Genomic DNA, 16,439 nt, shown 5'->3' on the forward strand with positions numbered 1-16,439 from the left:
TGCATCCTGTGCCCGACCGGGCCCCACCGTGGGCCCCCTGAGACCACCACGAACCCTCCGGAAGGACATCACCCCATGTCACAGCCCATCCAGGCCCTGAACATCCTCGGCGCCCCCTCGACCCCGTCGGCGGCAACCGCACCGGCGGCCGCGACCCCGGCCGACGACACCGTCCACGAGGTCGTCATCGTCGGCTCCGGTCCGGCCGGGTACACCGCGGCGATCTACACCGCGCGCGCCGAGATGAAGCCGATCGTCCTCGCCGGGGCCCTGGACGCCGGCGGAGCGCTGATGACCACGACCGACGTCGAGAACTTCCCGGGCTTCCCCGAGGGCATCCAGGGCCCTGAACTGATGACGCAGATGCAGGAGCAGGCCGAGCGCTTCGGCGCCGAGGTCATCTTCGAGGACGCCGTCGACCTCCAGCTCGAGGGGGACATCAAGACCGCCACCCTCGACGACGGCACCGTGTACCGCGCGAAGACGCTGATCCTCTCGACCGGCTCGGCGTACCGAGAGCTGGGGATCGATGGGGAGAGGCAGCTCTCCGGCAAGGGCGTCAGCTGGTGCGCGACCTGCGACGGCTTCTTCTTCAAGGACCAGGACATCATCGTCGTCGGTGGTGGCGACAGCGCCGTCGAGGAGGCGACCTTCCTGACCCGTTTCGGCAAGTCCGTGACCCTGGTGCATCGTCGCGACGAGCTTCGGGCCTCGAAGATCATGGCCCGTCGTGCCGAGGCCGACCCGAAGCTGCAGTTCTCGTGGAACAGCGAGATCGTGAGCATCAACGGTGAGGAGAAGGTCGAATCGGTGACCCTGCGCGACACCGTCACCGGCGAGGAGCGCGTCATGCCGACGACCGCGGTGTTCGAGGCGATCGGCCACCTGCCGCGCACCGATCTGCTGCGGGGCAAGCTCGAGCTCGATGAGCAGGGATACATCGTCGTGGAGGGCCGCTCCACCCACACGTCCGTGCCCGGCGTGTTCGCCGCCGGTGACGTCGTGGACCACACGTACCGTCAGGCCGTCACCGCCGCAGGCACAGGCTGCCAGGCCGCGCTGGACGCCGAGCGGTGGCTGACCGACCAGGCCGCCCTGGCCGACGAGCAGGCGAAGGCCGCAGCCGTCGCCGCTGCGCCCGCGGGCCGCTGAGCGCGCACGGACGCGCTCCTGGCGCCCCACCGATGACCGCTCCGGACGGCGACCTCGATCCTGCACCGGGACCCGAGGTCGCCGTCCTGCTGGTCACCGCTGCCTGGTCGGCGCCGGCCCGGCCCGCGGCCACCGTGCTGCGGGAGCTCGCACGCCGCTGGGGGTCGAGAGTTCACGCCCTCCTCGTCGAGGACGCCGACGAGGAGATGCTCGACCTCCTCGGCGTCCAGACGATCCCGACCTGGATCCGTCTCTCGAGGGCCACTGCCCGGGGGAGCGCGGTGAACTCCTCGGTGACGACATTCCACGAGACGACGTTCCACGATCTGCGAGCCACCGACCTCCACGGGAACCCCGTCGTCCTCACCGGCGCATGGACGATCACCCACTGCCGCAGCGGCGCTCTGCCGAAGCACGCCGTCGACGAGCAGTTCGGTCCGGACTCGGGTTCCGCCCCCTGACGTCCGCGGCTCGCCGGACTTGCTCCCGAGGATCGACCGGGTCCCACCGCGAGGACAGGGTCGAGCCCAGGTGATCCTGTCAACATGTCCGGGACGGTGCCGCGTCACGAGGGCCGACGCTGTTGTCCACAACGTCATCCACAGTGTTGTCCACTGCGAGGTGGGGGTTCATCCACAGAGTCATCCACATCCTCATGTGGACAACCGGAGGACGAGATTCTCTCCTCCAGGCGTGAGAATCCGCCCGTGACCTGCACAAACAGTGTTCCAGCGTTCGGCCGCCGACCCATAGGCTTCCTGTCAGAAGCACATTGACACGACGGCCGAGCACGCGTCTCCGGTCACGTTTTCCACAGAGTAACCCACACTGTGCACAAGACGTCGGTGGACGCGCTCCGCTGCATCGCCGAACCGCGCTCCGCCAGTGCCCCCGTCCGGTTCCCCGTGCTCCACGTGGAACCGGACGGGGGTGCCCTATATCGGTGTTCGGACGTCGGGGACCTTGTGCTGGCCACCGTCTGTTCGCGATCCGTTCATGCACGTGTCCCCTCACGACAGGCCCGGTTCCCCGTGAAACGTACAGCGACTCCACACCTGCACGGCGTCCCGTCATATCGCGGGCATCAGCACCGCTCGTGCCATCGGTCGAGACGAACCTGGGGAGCACGGGCACTCCTCCGATCCGAGGAGATTGTTCCGCGTGAAACCCCGCGGTCCAGGATGATCTCGCACTGGAAGATTCGGGCCGCGCCTACTCCCGGACTACTCTGCACTTGAGCTCACGGGGCGATCGGCCCGCATGAGGTCTCGTGGAAGAGTTGACGCCGACCAGTGACGCCGCTCGAACACGTTTCACGGGAAACAGCGCACGTGCGCGAAAGCGCACTGGAAGCAGGGCATCTCTCCACGCACTCCATTGCCTCCGCGGGGCTCACCACGCCCTGATCCGAACCCGGCGGTCCATCCACGCCGTTTCCCGTGAAACCGGGCGAGCTCCACCACCAACGCTCCGGAGAAGGTGTTCCACCAAGCTCTGGCAGCTCGAGCGTGTCCGAGAAGCCAGGGAATCACCCTGGCTCACATCTGAGGCGTTTCCCGTGAAACAGAGAGCGACGCGTCTACCGACTCCCCGTCGGGCTTGCTGCCTCCCACGAGTGGAGGAGGATCAGGCACACCGGGCCGGAGCTCTGGAGATTCCCCCACCCGGTTTCCCGTGAAACTCTGCGCGTATGACGTCACCGCACCGCACGCCGCGTGAACGACCGCCGCCGAGATCGCATCCACCGCGGGCTCAGTTCGGACGATGCTCAGATCGAGCACAGGGCAGGGCAGTTCGCAAGCCACCGACTTCGCCCACCAGTCATGGGGTCGACCATGCAATCACCGACACCGTCATCGACGACGTCTTCTCGCACATGGTTTCCCGTGGAACATGGCCGGCCGCGCACGATCCCCATCAGGTTCACCCCAGTCTCGGTGCCGTTCATTCACCGAGAGCTTCGACCGAGGTCGCGGTGAGGTTCGCATGGGCGTGCTCCACCCCCCACGGTGCCGCTCCTCTATGACGGCACGAGCCGGCCGTATGCCGAATCCGCGCCTGAGGAATGGGCAGCTTCATCGACAGCTTCATCGACAGCGCATACCCGTTCTGCACCGTGTTCCACGGGAAACTTTGCCGGAAGGGTGCGACGACCGTCGGCCGAGACGGGGTGTCAATCGTCAGATGCGCAAAGCCCACCGAACGAGCAACGCACCGAGCGACAGCCAAGCGGCAGCGAAGAGATCATGCATCTGAACGCGTCGCGGTGAGCACAACGAGCCGACCACGCCTGCGAGAGTTTCACGAGAAACGCGGCCAGTCACGCGTTCGCGAACATCGTCGTCTAAACCGTCATCACATCCAGTGATCGCCCGAGAGTGGCAGGGACGCCATGTGGTGACCGACTGATCTCCGCCCCGAGTTCTCACGTTTCACGAGAAACGTACCCGCACACGAGGAAAGGAGGTCCCTGCGGGGCGTACTTGCTGGATGCGAGGAGTTGGAAGGCAGCCAGCACTCGCCTCGCGCCCCATCACCGACCGATCCGCCGAGAGGTCCGCCGTGGAGGACCAGTCTCAACGGAGTCACTGATCCCAGGTCATGCGCGATCCGACAGCCCTCGGTGGACCAGAGTTTCACGTCGAACGATCGACCCGTGACCGCTGCTCACGACCAGGATGAGGCATCTCGGCAGCGACGCGGCGATACCCACGTAGGCATGCCGATCGAGGATCACCGTGCGTGGGGTGATGGCACGGCGCTGTGTCTCGGAGCGCCGTTCCCATCGGACGCGCCGAGACGACCGAAGCGGTTCCACGTGGATCATCCACAATGGTGTACACAGTGGTGGACAACGTCGCGTTCAGGATGCTGACCAGCATCGACACATCCAGCGGCACCGACGAGACGTCGTCAGGCTGTGGATGACAGTGCCGGCCAACGAGGACGCGGGGCGCGCGAGAACATGGACGATGGCGCGGGGTCATCACGAGGAAGAACAGCCGCAAGGATCGTAGCTGACGCAGTATGCTCTCGTGTCAGCACCCCGCACAGGAAGACTGTGTGTCCCACATCACATCCGGTGGGCGACGGTCCAGTTCCTCCCTACCAGTCCGTCCCCCACCAGTGCGGCCCCCCCCCCCCACCAGTGCGGCCCTCCACAGGTGCGACCCCACAGGTACGTCGACGTCGCCATCACGGAACTCTCCGTCCCCGGACGGGTAAGGCTCCCCGGAGTCGGCCGGACGGGGGTGTCCCCGGACAGAGAAGGGGGCCGGCGCGAACGCCGGCCCCCTGATCATTCACCCGGTGGGATCAGTCCTCGGACTCCTGAGCGGTACCCGGGGCGGGAGCATCCAACCCCATCGACTCGATCACGCGGTCGAGATCTTCGAGATTCGTGAACTCGAGAGTGATGCGTCCTTTGCGCTTGCCGACGTCGATGCGGACCGGGGTCTCCAAGCGGTTGGAGAGCCTGCTGGTGAGGTCGACGACGTGGGGGTCGTAGCTGCTGCGTCGGACCGTTCGGGCAGGCGCCTGCTGACCGCCGCGGGCCACGAGGCGTTCCACGGCGCGGACCGAGAGCCCCTCGGAGACGATGCGCTGGGCGAGTTCCTCCATCAGCGTCGGATCGTCGAGGGAGAGCAGGGCACGGGCATGTCCGGCGCTCAGGGCGCCGCTGGCGAGCCGGCGCTGAACGAGCGCGGGCAGGCGCAGCAGACGGAGCGTATTGGTGATCTGGGGGCGGGAGCGTCCGATCCGGTCGCCCAGCTCGTCCTGGGTGCACCCGAAATCGTCCAGCAGCTGCTGGTAGGCGTTGGCCTCCTCCAGCGGGTTGAGCTGGGTGCGATGGAGGTTCTCCAGCAGAGCGTCCCGCAGGAGGTCGTCGTCGCTGGTCTCCCGGATGATCGCGGGGATCGATGTGAGTTCGGCACGACGGGCGGCACGCCAGCGCCGCTCGCCCATCACCAGCTCGAAGGACTCGCCCTCCTCCGTGACGGGGATGGGGCGGACGACGACCGGCTGCAGCACGCCGACCTCGCGGAGGGAGAACGCGAGCTCGTCGAGTTCGTCGTCATCGAACATGGTGCGGGGATTGCGCGGGTTCTCCCGGACCTCGTGGATCGGAATCTCCGCGAACTCGGCGCCCGGGACGCTGAGGAGGCCGTTGCGGCTGCGCTCGGGCTCGCTCCCGGGCTCGGCAGCAGCATCCGGGCTCGCCCCGGCATCGACGCCGCCGTCAGCACCGGGTCCACCGTCGTCACCGTGGTCGGACATGGACCCCACGGACTCCTCCGGTGCGGCGTCGGACTGCGTGGCCTCCCCCCGATCCGGCTCCGTACCCCGCTGCGGCGGGTTCTCGGTCACCGATCGATCGGACGTCGTCGTGCTCGCGTCGACGACGGGCGACGTCGCCGGTCCCTGCACGGCCGTGGGTTCAACGGTCTGTGACGCGAGGTCCGGAGTCTCCTCCGGGGCCTCCGTGCGCCCGCTCGTCGATGTGCTGCTGGGGCGGGACGGACTCTTCGCGGTGCTCTTCGAGGTCGCCGAGCGCTTCGTCGTCGAGCCGGTGCGGGGCGCGTCCCCGCTCCCGGTGCTCCTCGCAGCATCCGTCCTCGCGGATCTCGGGGACGAGGACCTGTTTTTCGTCGTCGACGAGTTCTTCGTCGCCGATGATTTCCCCGCAGCCGCCGTCGACCGTGAGCTCGGAGCCGACGTCTTCGTCGGCGTCGTGGACGTCCAGGACGACTTCCCACCGCCGGACGTCGCCGTGTCGGACGCGGGGGCATCAGTCTTCGGACCACCGGATCTCTTCGCGGTGGCGGAACCGGTGGTCGATCGCTTCGCCGCGGTTCGTGCCGAGGTCGACGAGGACGTCGCTCCCACCTGGTCGTCATCCGACTCCGGGGAGGGGGAGGAGGCGCTGCGCGCGGAGGCCGTCCGACCTCGGCGCTGCGCGGCCGCGCGTGCCATGTCCCCGGCGAGGTCCGGTCGTCGGGCGCGTTCCCGCTGAGGACGATCGTCGTCCCGGGAAGCGCTCTCTCCGGAGAAGAACATGTCGACGGGGCGGTCGCTCGGCGTGGATTCCTCGTCGGCCGATTCCGGACGCACACGCGTGCGCAGCTCCTGCTCGGGAGCGGGGCCCGACCCCGCGCCCGGGATCAGGGCACCGAGTCCTCGTCCGAGTCCTCGCTTCTGCGTCATGGCCGTTGTCCTTCCGGAAAGTGTTCCACCAGGGGAGAAACCAGGAGCACGCGAGGCGTCGTCGCAGAGGTGCTCCGGGCTGGTGTCAGGGGGCGGGGCGGGTAGTCAGCTCGTGGGCGGCGGCCCGGTAGGCCAGGGCGCCGCTGGAACCGGAATCATAGGTCAGGACCGTCTGACCGTAGCTCGGTGCTTCGGAGATCCTCACGGAGCGGGGGATCGTCGTGGTGAGGGTCTGATCCGGGAAATGGTCCCGGACGTCCTGCGCGACCTGTGCGGCGAGCCTGGTTCGGGCGTCGTACATGGTCAGCATGATCGAGGAGACCACCAGCTCCGGGTTGAGGTGCTGGCGGATCAGCTCGATGTTGTTCAGCAGCAGGCTCAGGCCCTCCAGCGCGTAGTACTCGGCCTGGATGGGAATCAGCACCTCGCGAGCCGCGACCAGGGCGTTCACGGTCAGCAGGCCGAGGGAGGGCGGGCAGTCGACCAGCACGTAGTCCAGACGCGGCAATCCCTGCTCCTCGCGGAACTCGAAATAGTCCCGGAGAGCACCCCGCAGGCGGTTCTCACGGGCCACCAGGGACACCAGCTCGATCTCGGCACCGGAGAGGTGGATCGTGGCGGGAGCGCAGGACATGCGGTCCATGTCCGGGACGTCCTGGACCACGTCGGCGAGCGGAGTCGACTCGACCAGGACCTCGTACATGCTGGGGACCTCGGCGTGATGCTCGATGTTCAGCGCGGTCGAGGTGTTCCCCTGCGGATCCGCGTCGAGCACCAGCACGTGCAGACCACCCATGGACAGGGCGGCCGCCAGGTTCACGGCGGTGGACGTCTTGCCGACGCCGCCCTTCTGGTTCGCCACCGTGATCACTCGGGTCGCCTCGGGCGGGCGGAAATCCGCCGTCTCGAGCTGCTCCCGTCGCGCGTGGTCCCGGGTGAGCTCACGCATCAGCGGGGTGTCTTCCATCGCCCCGCGCCCCCGGGAGGAGTCGTCGCGCTGGTCAGCCACGTGTCACTCCCTTCCTGGTCGCCTGTGCTCGGCGACGCACGAGGACCACTGTAGTGGGAACCTCGACCTCGCCGACCCCGTACCGCTCGATGCGCGGATCACTCCCGCCGAGCTTCGTCAGCACTGTGCCCGCCTTGTCCACTTCGTCCGCCGCGGAGCCGCCTTTCAGCGCCAGCAGCTGTCCGTCCTCGGCGACCAGTGGAAGGGTCCAGCGGGCCAGCTTGTCCAACGCGGCCACCGCCCGGGCGGTCACCGCATCGAAGGTACGCCGCCCGTGCAGCTCCTCGGCGCGGGCGCGCACCACCTCGAGGCCCAGGCCGAGCTCGGCGTCGACCTCCTCCAGCCAGGTGGCGCGTCGCTGCATCGTCTCGATGAGCGTGACCTCCAGGTCCGGGCGTGCGATCGCGAGGACCACCCCGGGCAGGCCGGCGCCGGAGCCGACGTCGGCGAGGGTTCTCGCGGCCGGGTCGATCGCCTCGACCATCAGGGCGCAGTTGAGGACGTGCCGCTCCCACAGCCGCTCCACCTCGCGAGGGCCGATCAGACCGCGTTCGGGGCCCTGCTCGGCGAGCAGGGTGGTGAAGCGCTCGGCCAGCTCGAGGCGATCCGCGAACAGACGCTCGGCCGGCGGCCGCAGGGCATCGGGCAGAGGCAGCACGGGATGCCTCAGGAGGCCGGGTAGATGACGACGTGGCGGTTCTTGCCGTCCCCGTCGGACTCCGAGCGCAGCCCCTCGCGCTTGGCGACATCGTGGACGACCTTGCGCTCGAAGGGATTCATGGGCCGCAGCGGCACCGGCTCGCTGCCGTCCTTGGCCTCGGACACCGCCTTCTCGGCGAGATCCTCGAGGCTCTCCTTGTGCTCGGCCCGGAAACCGCCGATATCGAGCATCAGGCGGGAGCGGTTGCCGGTGCGGGTCTGCACGGCCAGGCGTGCGAGCTCCTGCAGCGCATCCAGCAGCTCCCCCTTGGGACGGTTGAGCCGTGCGAGACGGTCGGCGCCGGCGATCTCCACAGACGCCCGGTCGCCGTCCACGTCGATGTCGATGTCGCCGTCGAGGTCGGCGATGTCCAGCAGCTCCTCGAGGTAGTCGGCGGCGATGTCACCCTCCTCCTCGAGGCGCCGCATGCGGTCCTCCGCCGATTCGGCGGTCTCCGGAGCTCCATCCGTCTCGACGGAACCGTCGGTCGTCCCCGCGGACCCGTCGGCGTCCGGGGACTGCGGCGCCGACGCGCCCTCCGCGACGGCAGAGGTCGGCTGCTCGTCGGTCTCGTCGGTCGTGGGGCGATCGGACGTGGTCTCGTTCATTCGAATCCTCCGGGGAACATGCTCGGGATGTGAGAGGTGCGCCCCGGGAGCGTCGGCGCTCCCGGGGTGCGAGGTCACTTCTTGCGCTTCTTCTTCGCGCCCTTGTTCAGCGGCGAGGAACTCGAGGAGGGAGGCGGTTCAGGAGACTCCCCGGCCGCTTCCTGCGCCATGCGGCGCTCCTCGGCGGCCTTCTCCCGGGCGGCACGGGCACGCTCGAGCTTCTCCTGGTCCGACAGCTTCTTGCCGCCCTTGTTCTTCGCGGACGGCTGGATCCGGAGGTTCTGCTCCGGTTCGGGCTCCGGCTCCGCGGAGACCTTCTTGGGCGGGGTGAAGTCGAGCGGCTCGAGGCCCTTCCTCTCCCGCTTGGCGTTGATGCGCTCGTGGCGCTCCTTGGCCGCGTCCGAGCCCGGGGTCGGGGTGGCGCGGATGACGATGTACTGCTGGCAGAAGGTCCACACGTTGGTCGTCAGCCAGTAGATGAGCACACCGATCGGCATGCCCGGCCCCGTGATCACATAGATGAACGGGAGCATGTACAGCATCATCTTCTGCGTGTTCGCCATGGGGCCCTCGAGGGCCGCCTTCGGCATGTTCTTCATGGTCAGCGACTTCTGAGTGAAGAAGGTGACCGCGCACATGCAGGCGATGATGATGCCGGCGACGATCTTGGTGGTGATGCCTCCGTCGCCCGAGCTCAGGAAGCTGTCGGCGATGGTGACGTCGCCGAGGATCGTGGAGTGACTGGCGCTCTGGGCGAGTTCGGGGGTCAGGGGGCCGAAGCGGGTGCCGTCGGCGGCCTCCGGCAGCTTGTTGTACAGCACCCGGAACAGGCCGAAGAAGATCGGCATCTGCAGCAGCATCGGCAGACACGAGGAGAACGGGCTGGCCCCGGCCTCCTTGTAGATCGACATGGTCTCCTCCGCCATCTTCTGGCGGGAGGCCTGGTCGGTCTTGCCCTTGTACTTCTTCTGGACGGCCTGCAGCTCGGGCGAGACCATCTGCATCGCGCGCGAGGCGCGGATCTGCCGCACGAACAGCGGGATGATCAGGGTTCGCACCACGACGGTGAGGCCCACGATCGACAGCACCCAGGTGAGGCCGGAGTCCGGCTCCATGAACGTCGACAGCAGCGCATGGAACTTCACCATGAGCCATGCGACGGCCCATTCGATCGGATACAGGGGGTTCATCGGCCTGGTCTTCCTGCCGCACGGATGCGCATGACGTTCATACGAGGTGCCGGCTCTGGTCGGTAATCATGGACAAGGGTAGGCCCTAGGGGGCCGGGTGCCGCAGTCGGCGTGGATTCCTCCACATGCCCGGTGCCGGCACCGGGTCGAGGCCTCCTCGACTCACCGGATTGCAGCGCAGGATCCGTCCGACGGTCAGGATCGTGCCTTTGACCGCACCGTGCACCCGCAGGGCGTCCATGCCGTACTGCGAGCACACCGGGTCGTACCGGCAGCCGGGTGGGGTGTAGGGCGAGATCCCGACCTGATAGCCCCGCACGAGGAGGGACAGCGCTCGGCGGGGCAGATGCAGGCCCGCGCGGAGAATGCTGTTCCTGCCGGCCGGATCCGCTCTGGTCATCGCGCGACCTGTGCGCGACGTTCGAGCTTGGTCACGGCCGAGCCCAGGGCGGAGGCGACCTCGGCCTCGAGCTGCGCGAAGGGCACCCGGTCGATGCCGGGAAGGGAGCGCACCACGACGGCGGACCCCGGCGGCAGCTCCGCCAGGCGCGGGCGCACGATCTCCCGGAGCCGACGGGTCACCCGGTTGCGGACCACGGCGTTGCCGACCTTCTTGGACACGACGAATCCCACGCGGGCCGCATCGGAATCCTGCCCCAGCAGGTTCAGATGCACGACCACGTGGGATCGAGCGCTGCGAGTGCCACCTCGGGTGACGGCGCGGAACTGGTCACCGCTGTGCAGGCGACGACTGGACCAGTTCATGGACGTCTGGCGCGCTGCCCCTGGTCAGGGACCAGATCAGGAGGTGATCTCGGCGCGGCCCTTGGCGCGACGGGCGTTGACGATCGCCCGGCCGGCGCGGGTGCGCATGCGGGCGCGGAAGCCGTGCTTCTTCGCGTGACGACGGTTGTTCGGCTGGAACGTGCGCTTGCTCATCGGTTCTCCTCGATCATGGGCACGGGCGTACCCCTCGCGGTGGTCTGTGGTCTGCTGCACGAACGGACTGTTCGGGCGCACCCGCGGGGCGGGGCGGCTGCCGGGAACCGTGTCAAGACGGCGCGCAGCGCTGACTGCACGATCTTAGGAGCGCGGTGGCGAGGGGTCAACGGCCGGAGCCCTCAGCAGCTCGGTTGTGGCCCGATTCTCATCACCGGGCGCGCCGAGGGGCGTTTCGCGCCGCCCAGGGGCCACGGGAGAGCGGTGGGCACGCGCTCCTGATGCGGTGGAGGAACCTCTCATGGGTGATTGTCCACAGCGTCGATCCACAATACAGCGGCTACTGTGGAAAACTACCCGGACCGCCGAACCACCCTGTACGGAGAGACCACATGCCTGACGCGAACGTCGCCGCGATCTGGGAGCGCACCCTGGCCACCCTGCGCCGTGACGACGCCGTGTCCCAGCGCGTGATCGCCCTGCTGACGCTGTCCCGCCTGATGGCCGTCGTCGCTGACACCGCCCTGGTCGCAGCGCCGTCGACCTCCGCGAAGGAGCTGTTCGAGCACCGGGTCGCCGGCTCGCTGAAGGCCGCTCTCAGCGAAGCCGTCGGCCATGAGATGCGCTTCGCCGTGACGGTCGACGAGTCGCTCCTGCTGGAGGAGAACACCGACGACCACGCCGTGACCTCCGCGTCGGGGACCGGCAGTGCACATTCTGTGGACAGAGATGTGGACAGTCCCGCGCAGGACGTCCACACCGCGCCGTTCCGCCGCGACGAAGGCTCGATCCTGCCCCCCGCCGGGCAGCAGGGGCGCGCCGCACTGCCCGATCCTTCCTCGGTCGCGTCTGCCGGGGCACCCTCGACCGGTACCGCGGCGGAGGACCCCGGTGCCTTCGCCGGGCTCTCGGCGGTGACCGGCACGTCCGCCCCGTCCCCGGGTCCGGCGCCGCAGCGCCCTGCCCCCGCGGCCGACCGCACCCTCGGCGAGGACTCGCGTCTGAACGCCAAGTACACCTTCGACACCTTCGTGATCGGGTCCTCGAACCGCTTCGCCCAGGCCGCGGCCTCCGCCGTCTCGGAGACTCCCGCCAAGGCGTACAACCCGCTGTTCATCTACGGTGGCTCGGGACTCGGCAAGACCCACCTGCTGCACGCGGTGGGCCACTACGCCCAGAGCCTGTACCCGGAGGTCGTGGTGCGGTACGTGAACTCCGAGGAGTTCACCAACGACTTCATCAACTCCGTGCAGTCGGGCCGGTTCGGCCAGGCCCAGGAGTTCCAGCGCCGCTACCGGGACATCGACATCCTGCTGATCGACGACATCCAGTTCCTGCAGCGCGCGCCGGAGACGATGGAGGCGTTCTTCCATACGTTCAACACGCTGTACAACACCGACAAGCAGATCGTGATCACCTCGGATCTGCCTCCGAAGGAGCTCGGAGGCTTCGAGGACCGCATGCGTTCTCGTTTCGAGATGGGTCTGATGACCGATGTGCAGCCCCCGGACCTCGAGACCCGCATCGCGATCCTGCGCAAGAAGGTCGCTCAGGAGAACACCGGCGAGGTACCGCACGAGGTGCTGGAGTACATCGCCTCCCACATCGCCACCAACATCCGCGAGCTCGAGGGGGCCCTGATCCGGGTGCAGGCGCTGCATTCCCTCTCCCGGCAGCCGATGGACGTCACGCTCGCGGAGTCGGTGCTCAAGGACCTGCTCTCCCACGACGACGGTGCCCAGATCACCGCCTCGACGATCATCGCCCAGACCGCGACCTACTTCGGGATCTCCGTCGAGGAGATCGTGGGGACGGGACGCTCGCGTCGACTGGTCTCGGCCCGCCAGATCGGGATGTACCTCTGCCGGGAGCTGACGGACATGCCGCTGATCCGCATCGGTGAGGAGTTCGGCGGCCGGGACCACACGACGGTGATGCACGCCAACAAGAAGATCAGCGAGCTCATGAAGGAGCGTCGGGCGATCTTCAACCAGGTCACGGAGCTCACCGCTCGCATCAAGAGCTCCAACTCCGCCTCCTCCCGCCCGTGACGGAATGACATTCCTGGTCAGGGCGCCGTTCTCCCCAATTGTGGACAACTCTGTGGATAGTGTGGAGCGCGGAGCATCCACGCAGGACGCGATGTGCACGGTCGAATGACGAGAATCTGCTGTCGACGCCGAGATGTGCACACCCCACCCACGTCCGGCCTCTCGCGGTCAACGATCCGTCCACGACACCGTCATTCATGCTGACCTGCACTGATCTTGGTTGTCCACGGAGTCCACAGCCGTGATGAAGAGGACTGTAGTTCTGTGCTCGACGGGGATGTGGACGGGACGGGGTGCGGGGGAGGCGGAGAGGATCGTGTGATGCGGGGGCGCCGGGGCACGGGAGGAAGCACGGACGAGGAGGGGTCGCTGTCAAGGATCACCGCCGGTGTGTCGGCGGAAGGCCGTGGGAACCGATACGCTGTCTCCCGTTCTGGCTATCGACCACTGCGAAGGAGTGGCAACGGTGAAGTTCCACCTCGACCGCGGCGTCCTCGGCGACGCCGTCTCCTGGGCCACCCGAACCCTCCCCGTCAGGCCGGCGATGCCGATCCTGCAGGGCGTGCGGATCATCGCCGACACCAGCGGCGAGCTGCAGCTGTCGACATTCGACTACGAGGTCAGCGCCCAGATCCGGCTCGACGCCGAGGTGGAGCAGCCCGGTGAGGTGCTGGTCCAGGGCCGGATGCTCTCCGACATCGTCCGAGCGCTGCCCAACAAGGACGTCTCGATCGCCCTGGAGGGCACCAAGCTCCAGGTCCGCTGCGGCAGTGCCCGTTTCGCCCTGGCCACCCTCCCGGTCGAGGAGTACCCACAGCTGCCCACGATGCCGCCGGTGGCCGGCTCCGTCCCGGCCGATGTGTTCGCCGAGGCCATCGGCCAGGTCACCGTCGCCGCCTCCAAGGACGACACCCTCCCGCTGCTGACCGGCGTGAAGGTCGAGATCTCCGGCGAGACCATGACGCTCATGGCCACCGACCGCTACCGTCTGGCACTGCGCGAACTGACCTGGAACCCCTCGAGCCCCGGCGCCGAGCAGACCGCTCTGGTGCGCGGCCGCACCCTGCACGAGGTGGCCCGCTCCCTCGCCACCGGCGGCAGCGTCGACATCGCCCTGTCCGAGGACGACTCCGCGACCCTCATCGGTTTCGAGTCCGGCGGCCGCCGCACCACCTCCACCCTGGTCGACGGCGAGTACCCGCCCGTGCGCCGTCTGTTCCCCGACACCACGGCGATCACGGCCGTCGTCGCGACCGGACCGCTGATCGACGCGGTCAAGCGCGTCTCCCTGGTCGCCGAGCGCAACACCCCCGTGCGGCTGTCCTTCACCGAGGGCCAGGTCGCCCTCGAGGCCGGCGCCGGCGACGACGCACAGGCCAGCGAGGTCCTCGAAGCCCAGCTCGAGGGCGAGGACCTGGTGGTCGGTTTCAACTCGGGCTTCCTGCTCGACGGCCTCGGCGCCCTCGGCGCCGAATTCGTGCGCCTGACCTTCACCGACTCGATCAAGCCCTCGGTCATGAGCGGCCAGGAGTCCCTCGAGGGGACCCCCGACACCTCGTACAAGTACCTGATCATGCCGATGCGGATCTGAGGGAGAGCGAGCTCCCCTCCGTGCAGCTGACCTCGCTCGACCTCACCGATTACCGCTCCTACCCGCGCCTGACCCTGCCCGTGCGCCCGGGCATCACCGTGATGGTGGGCCAGAACGGCCAGGGGAAGACCAACATCGTCGAGGCGCTCTGGTACCTCGCGACCCTGTCCAGTCATCGGGTCCCCCACGATGCGGCGCTGGTCCGCCGAGGGGAGTCGACCGCGATCATCCGTGCGGGCTTCGTCCGTGCGGGCCGGGCGCTGCAGGTCGACCTCGAGATCACTCCGGGCCGGTCGAACCGGGCACGGCTGCAGGGCCAGAACGTCGGCCGCCTGCGCGACCTGCTCGGCGAGGTGCGGGCCGTGCTCTTCGCCCCGGAGGACCTGGGGCTGGTCAAGGCCGATCCCGAGGGTCGGCGCCGCTTCCTGGACGAGCTGCTGTTCGAGATCGCCCCCCGCTACGCCTCGGTCAAGGCCGACTACGACCGGGTGCTCAAACAGCGCTCCAACCTGCTCAAGCAGATGCGATCGATGCGCCGTGGGGGCAGCGGTCGCAGCGTCGGCGGCCTGGACCCGGCCGACTCCGCCGCCTCCACCCTGGAGGTCTGGGACCAGCAGCTGGCCCGTTTCGGGGCGGAGCTGCTGCGGGCCCGGCTGCACCTGGTCAACCGCCTGCGCCCCCACCTGGGGTATTCCTATCTCCGGGTCTCGACCGACGAGGGCGCCGAACAGGCCCTGGATCTTCCCCCGGACCAGCGCGGGAACCTGTCCTCCCCGGCCGACGTCGCCTACCGCTCCGCCGTGCTCGACGAGCTCGCCAGCGCTCCCGGCCAGCTGCCCTCGACGGGCGAGCTCCATGATGTGCTGCTGGAGATGCTGGCGAGCCGTCACGACGAGGAGATCGACCGCGGCGTCACCCTGACCGGACCCCATCGCGACGACCTCGAGATCCGCCTGCACGACTTCCCGGCCAAGGGCTACGCGAGCCACGGCGAGTCCTGGTCCCTGGCCCTCGGCCTGCGACTGGCCTCCTACGACCTGCTGCGCCTGGAAGAGGGCGACCTCGGGGACGGCGAACCGATCCTGATCCTTGACGACGTGTTCAGCGAGCTGGACACCCGCCGGCGCGAGCGTCTGGGCCGGATCGTCACGGGCGCTTCGCAAGTGCTGATCACCACGGCCAACGACACCGACATCCCGGATTCCCTGGACGGTGAGATCCAGGTGATCGACGTGAGCCTCGGTGCCGCGGTGCCGCGCGAGGGCGGCGGCCGGTCATGAGCCCGTCGCCCCGTCGGCCGCGGCTCGCGAACCCCTATGACCTCTCGACCTGGAACGCTGCCCCCGAGGGAGCTCCGCGGGAAGGTGGCGCCGCATCGCATCCACCCGCGGTCCGGGAGCCCGATCCACAGCCCGGACCCGATCAGGACCCCGAACCGGAGCAGGAGTTCTTCGACCCGCCGGACCTGCCCTCCCCGTCGGACCCCTTCGAGCTGGCCCGACGCACCGTGAACCGCTCCCGGGCGGCCGCGCGCGACCGCGGGCTGTTCCCGATCTCCGCGAAGACGCAGGCCCGGGACGTGCGGGACCGCTCCGGGAAGGCGCCCGGGTACTCCGGGTCCCGCCCCGCCCCCCGCGACCCCCAGGGCATCGATCTGGTGCTGAGGAAGGTGCTGGGCAATCTCGGGTGGAACGCCGGGATGAACGCCGGACGCGTGCTGGAGGAGTGGGACGAGATCGTCGGGGAGAAGGTCGGCTCCCACTGCCGTCCCGTCTCCCTCGAGGACGGGGTGCTGGTGGTCAGTGCGTCCTCGTCCGCCTGGGCCGCGCAGCTGCGCATGCTGACCGGCCAGCTGGTCACCACGATCGAGGAGCACGTCGGCTCCCACGTCGTCTCGGAGCTGAAGGTCACCGGCCCCGCCGCCGCCGAACGGTCCTGGAAGAAGGGACGGCGCACCGTCACCTGGCGCGGCCCCCGCGATACCTACGGCTAAC

The 16,439-nt window shown here is 68.6% G+C and carries 15 protein-coding genes; 7 read left to right on the plus strand and 8 right to left on the minus strand.

What is annotated here, in order from left to right:
* Positions 1–75 precede the first annotated feature (75 nt).
* On the plus strand, positions 76–1,152 hold the full coding sequence (gene trxB / locus BH708_RS13330) for a thioredoxin-disulfide reductase (protein WP_076809377.1): 1,077 nt from the start codon (positions 76–78) through the stop codon (positions 1,150–1,152).
* 32 nt (positions 1,153–1,184) lie between these two features.
* Positions 1,185–1,613: a hypothetical protein gene (locus BH708_RS13335; protein WP_076809379.1), complete on the plus strand. Its 429-nt coding sequence runs from the start codon at positions 1,185–1,187 to the stop codon at positions 1,611–1,613.
* A 2,854-nt stretch (positions 1,614–4,467) separates the two neighbouring features.
* Here BH708_RS13335 and BH708_RS20385 read toward each other — a convergent pair.
* Complete coding sequence (locus BH708_RS20385) at positions 4,468–5,520, minus strand: ParB/RepB/Spo0J family partition protein (protein ID WP_253705326.1); 1,053 nt, start codon at positions 5,518–5,520, stop codon at positions 4,468–4,470.
* A 115-nt stretch (positions 5,521–5,635) separates the two neighbouring features.
* Here BH708_RS20385 and BH708_RS20390 point away from each other — a divergent pair, with 115 nt between their 5' ends.
* Positions 5,636–6,166 carry a hypothetical protein gene (locus BH708_RS20390; protein WP_253705327.1) on the plus strand — a complete coding sequence of 177 codons (531 nt, stop codon included), beginning with the start codon at positions 5,636–5,638 and terminating at the stop codon, positions 6,164–6,166.
* Positions 6,167–6,442: 276 nt separating this feature from the next.
* On the opposite strand, the gene BH708_RS13345 is transcribed toward BH708_RS20390, so the two are convergent.
* The 7 genes from BH708_RS13345 to rpmH all read right to left on the minus strand — a co-directional run bounded on the left by BH708_RS13345 (position 6,443) and on the right by rpmH (position 10,803).
* Positions 6,443–7,324 carry a ParA family protein gene (locus BH708_RS13345; protein WP_076811293.1) on the minus strand — a complete coding sequence of 294 codons (882 nt, stop codon included), beginning with the start codon at positions 7,322–7,324 and terminating at the stop codon, positions 6,443–6,445.
* Positions 7,325–7,358: 34 nt separating this feature from the next.
* Positions 7,359–8,024 (minus strand): 16S rRNA (guanine(527)-N(7))-methyltransferase RsmG, encoded by a 666-nt coding sequence (gene rsmG / locus BH708_RS13350; protein ID WP_076809383.1) that lies wholly within the window; start codon positions 8,022–8,024, stop codon positions 7,359–7,361.
* A gap of 8 nt (positions 8,025–8,032) precedes the next feature.
* Positions 8,033–8,674 carry a R3H domain-containing nucleic acid-binding protein gene (locus BH708_RS13355; protein ID WP_076809384.1) on the minus strand — a complete coding sequence of 214 codons (642 nt, stop codon included), beginning with the start codon at positions 8,672–8,674 and terminating at the stop codon, positions 8,033–8,035.
* 74 nt (positions 8,675–8,748) lie between these two features.
* A complete protein-coding gene (gene yidC, locus BH708_RS13360) occupies positions 8,749–9,864 on the minus strand; it encodes a membrane protein insertase YidC (RefSeq protein ID WP_076809386.1) in 1,116 nt (371 codons plus the stop codon).
* Positions 9,865–9,949: 85 nt separating this feature from the next.
* The gene (gene yidD / locus BH708_RS13365) at positions 9,950–10,264 is read right to left on the minus strand and encodes a membrane protein insertion efficiency factor YidD (RefSeq protein WP_076809388.1); all 315 of its coding nucleotides are present in this window, start codon (positions 10,262–10,264) and stop codon (positions 9,950–9,952) included.
* Positions 10,261–10,629 (minus strand): ribonuclease P protein component, encoded by a 369-nt coding sequence (gene rnpA, locus BH708_RS13370; RefSeq protein ID WP_076809389.1) that lies wholly within the window; start codon positions 10,627–10,629, stop codon positions 10,261–10,263. The genes yidD and rnpA overlap by 4 nt, the downstream gene beginning before the upstream one ends.
* Before the next feature lie 36 nt (positions 10,630–10,665).
* On the minus strand, positions 10,666–10,803 hold the full coding sequence (rpmH, locus tag BH708_RS13375; protein WP_076809390.1) for a 50S ribosomal protein L34: 138 nt from the start codon (positions 10,801–10,803) through the stop codon (positions 10,666–10,668).
* A gap of 392 nt (positions 10,804–11,195) precedes the next feature.
* On the opposite strand from rpmH, the gene dnaA reads away from it, so the two are divergent.
* From dnaA to BH708_RS13395, 4 genes are all read left to right on the plus strand, one after another.
* On the plus strand, positions 11,196–12,854 hold the full coding sequence (gene dnaA / locus BH708_RS13380) for a chromosomal replication initiator protein DnaA (RefSeq protein WP_076809391.1): 1,659 nt from the start codon (positions 11,196–11,198) through the stop codon (positions 12,852–12,854).
* A 466-nt stretch (positions 12,855–13,320) separates the two neighbouring features.
* Entirely contained in the window at positions 13,321–14,445 is a 1,125-nt protein-coding gene (gene dnaN / locus BH708_RS13385) for a DNA polymerase III subunit beta (RefSeq protein ID WP_076809393.1), read from the plus strand.
* Between the two features lie 20 nt (positions 14,446–14,465).
* Positions 14,466–15,725 (plus strand): DNA replication/repair protein RecF, encoded by a 1,260-nt coding sequence (gene recF / locus BH708_RS13390; RefSeq protein ID WP_076809394.1) that lies wholly within the window; start codon positions 14,466–14,468, stop codon positions 15,723–15,725.
* Positions 15,722–16,438 carry a DUF721 domain-containing protein gene (locus BH708_RS13395; protein WP_083713587.1) on the plus strand — a complete coding sequence of 239 codons (717 nt, stop codon included), beginning with the start codon at positions 15,722–15,724 and terminating at the stop codon, positions 16,436–16,438. The genes recF and BH708_RS13395 overlap by 4 nt, the downstream gene beginning before the upstream one ends.
* Position 16,439: the final 1 nt, after the last annotated feature.

Origin of the sequence: Brachybacterium sp. P6-10-X1, from assembly GCF_001969445.1 — a bacterium.
GTDB lineage: Bacteria > Actinomycetota > Actinomycetes > Actinomycetales > Dermabacteraceae > Brachybacterium.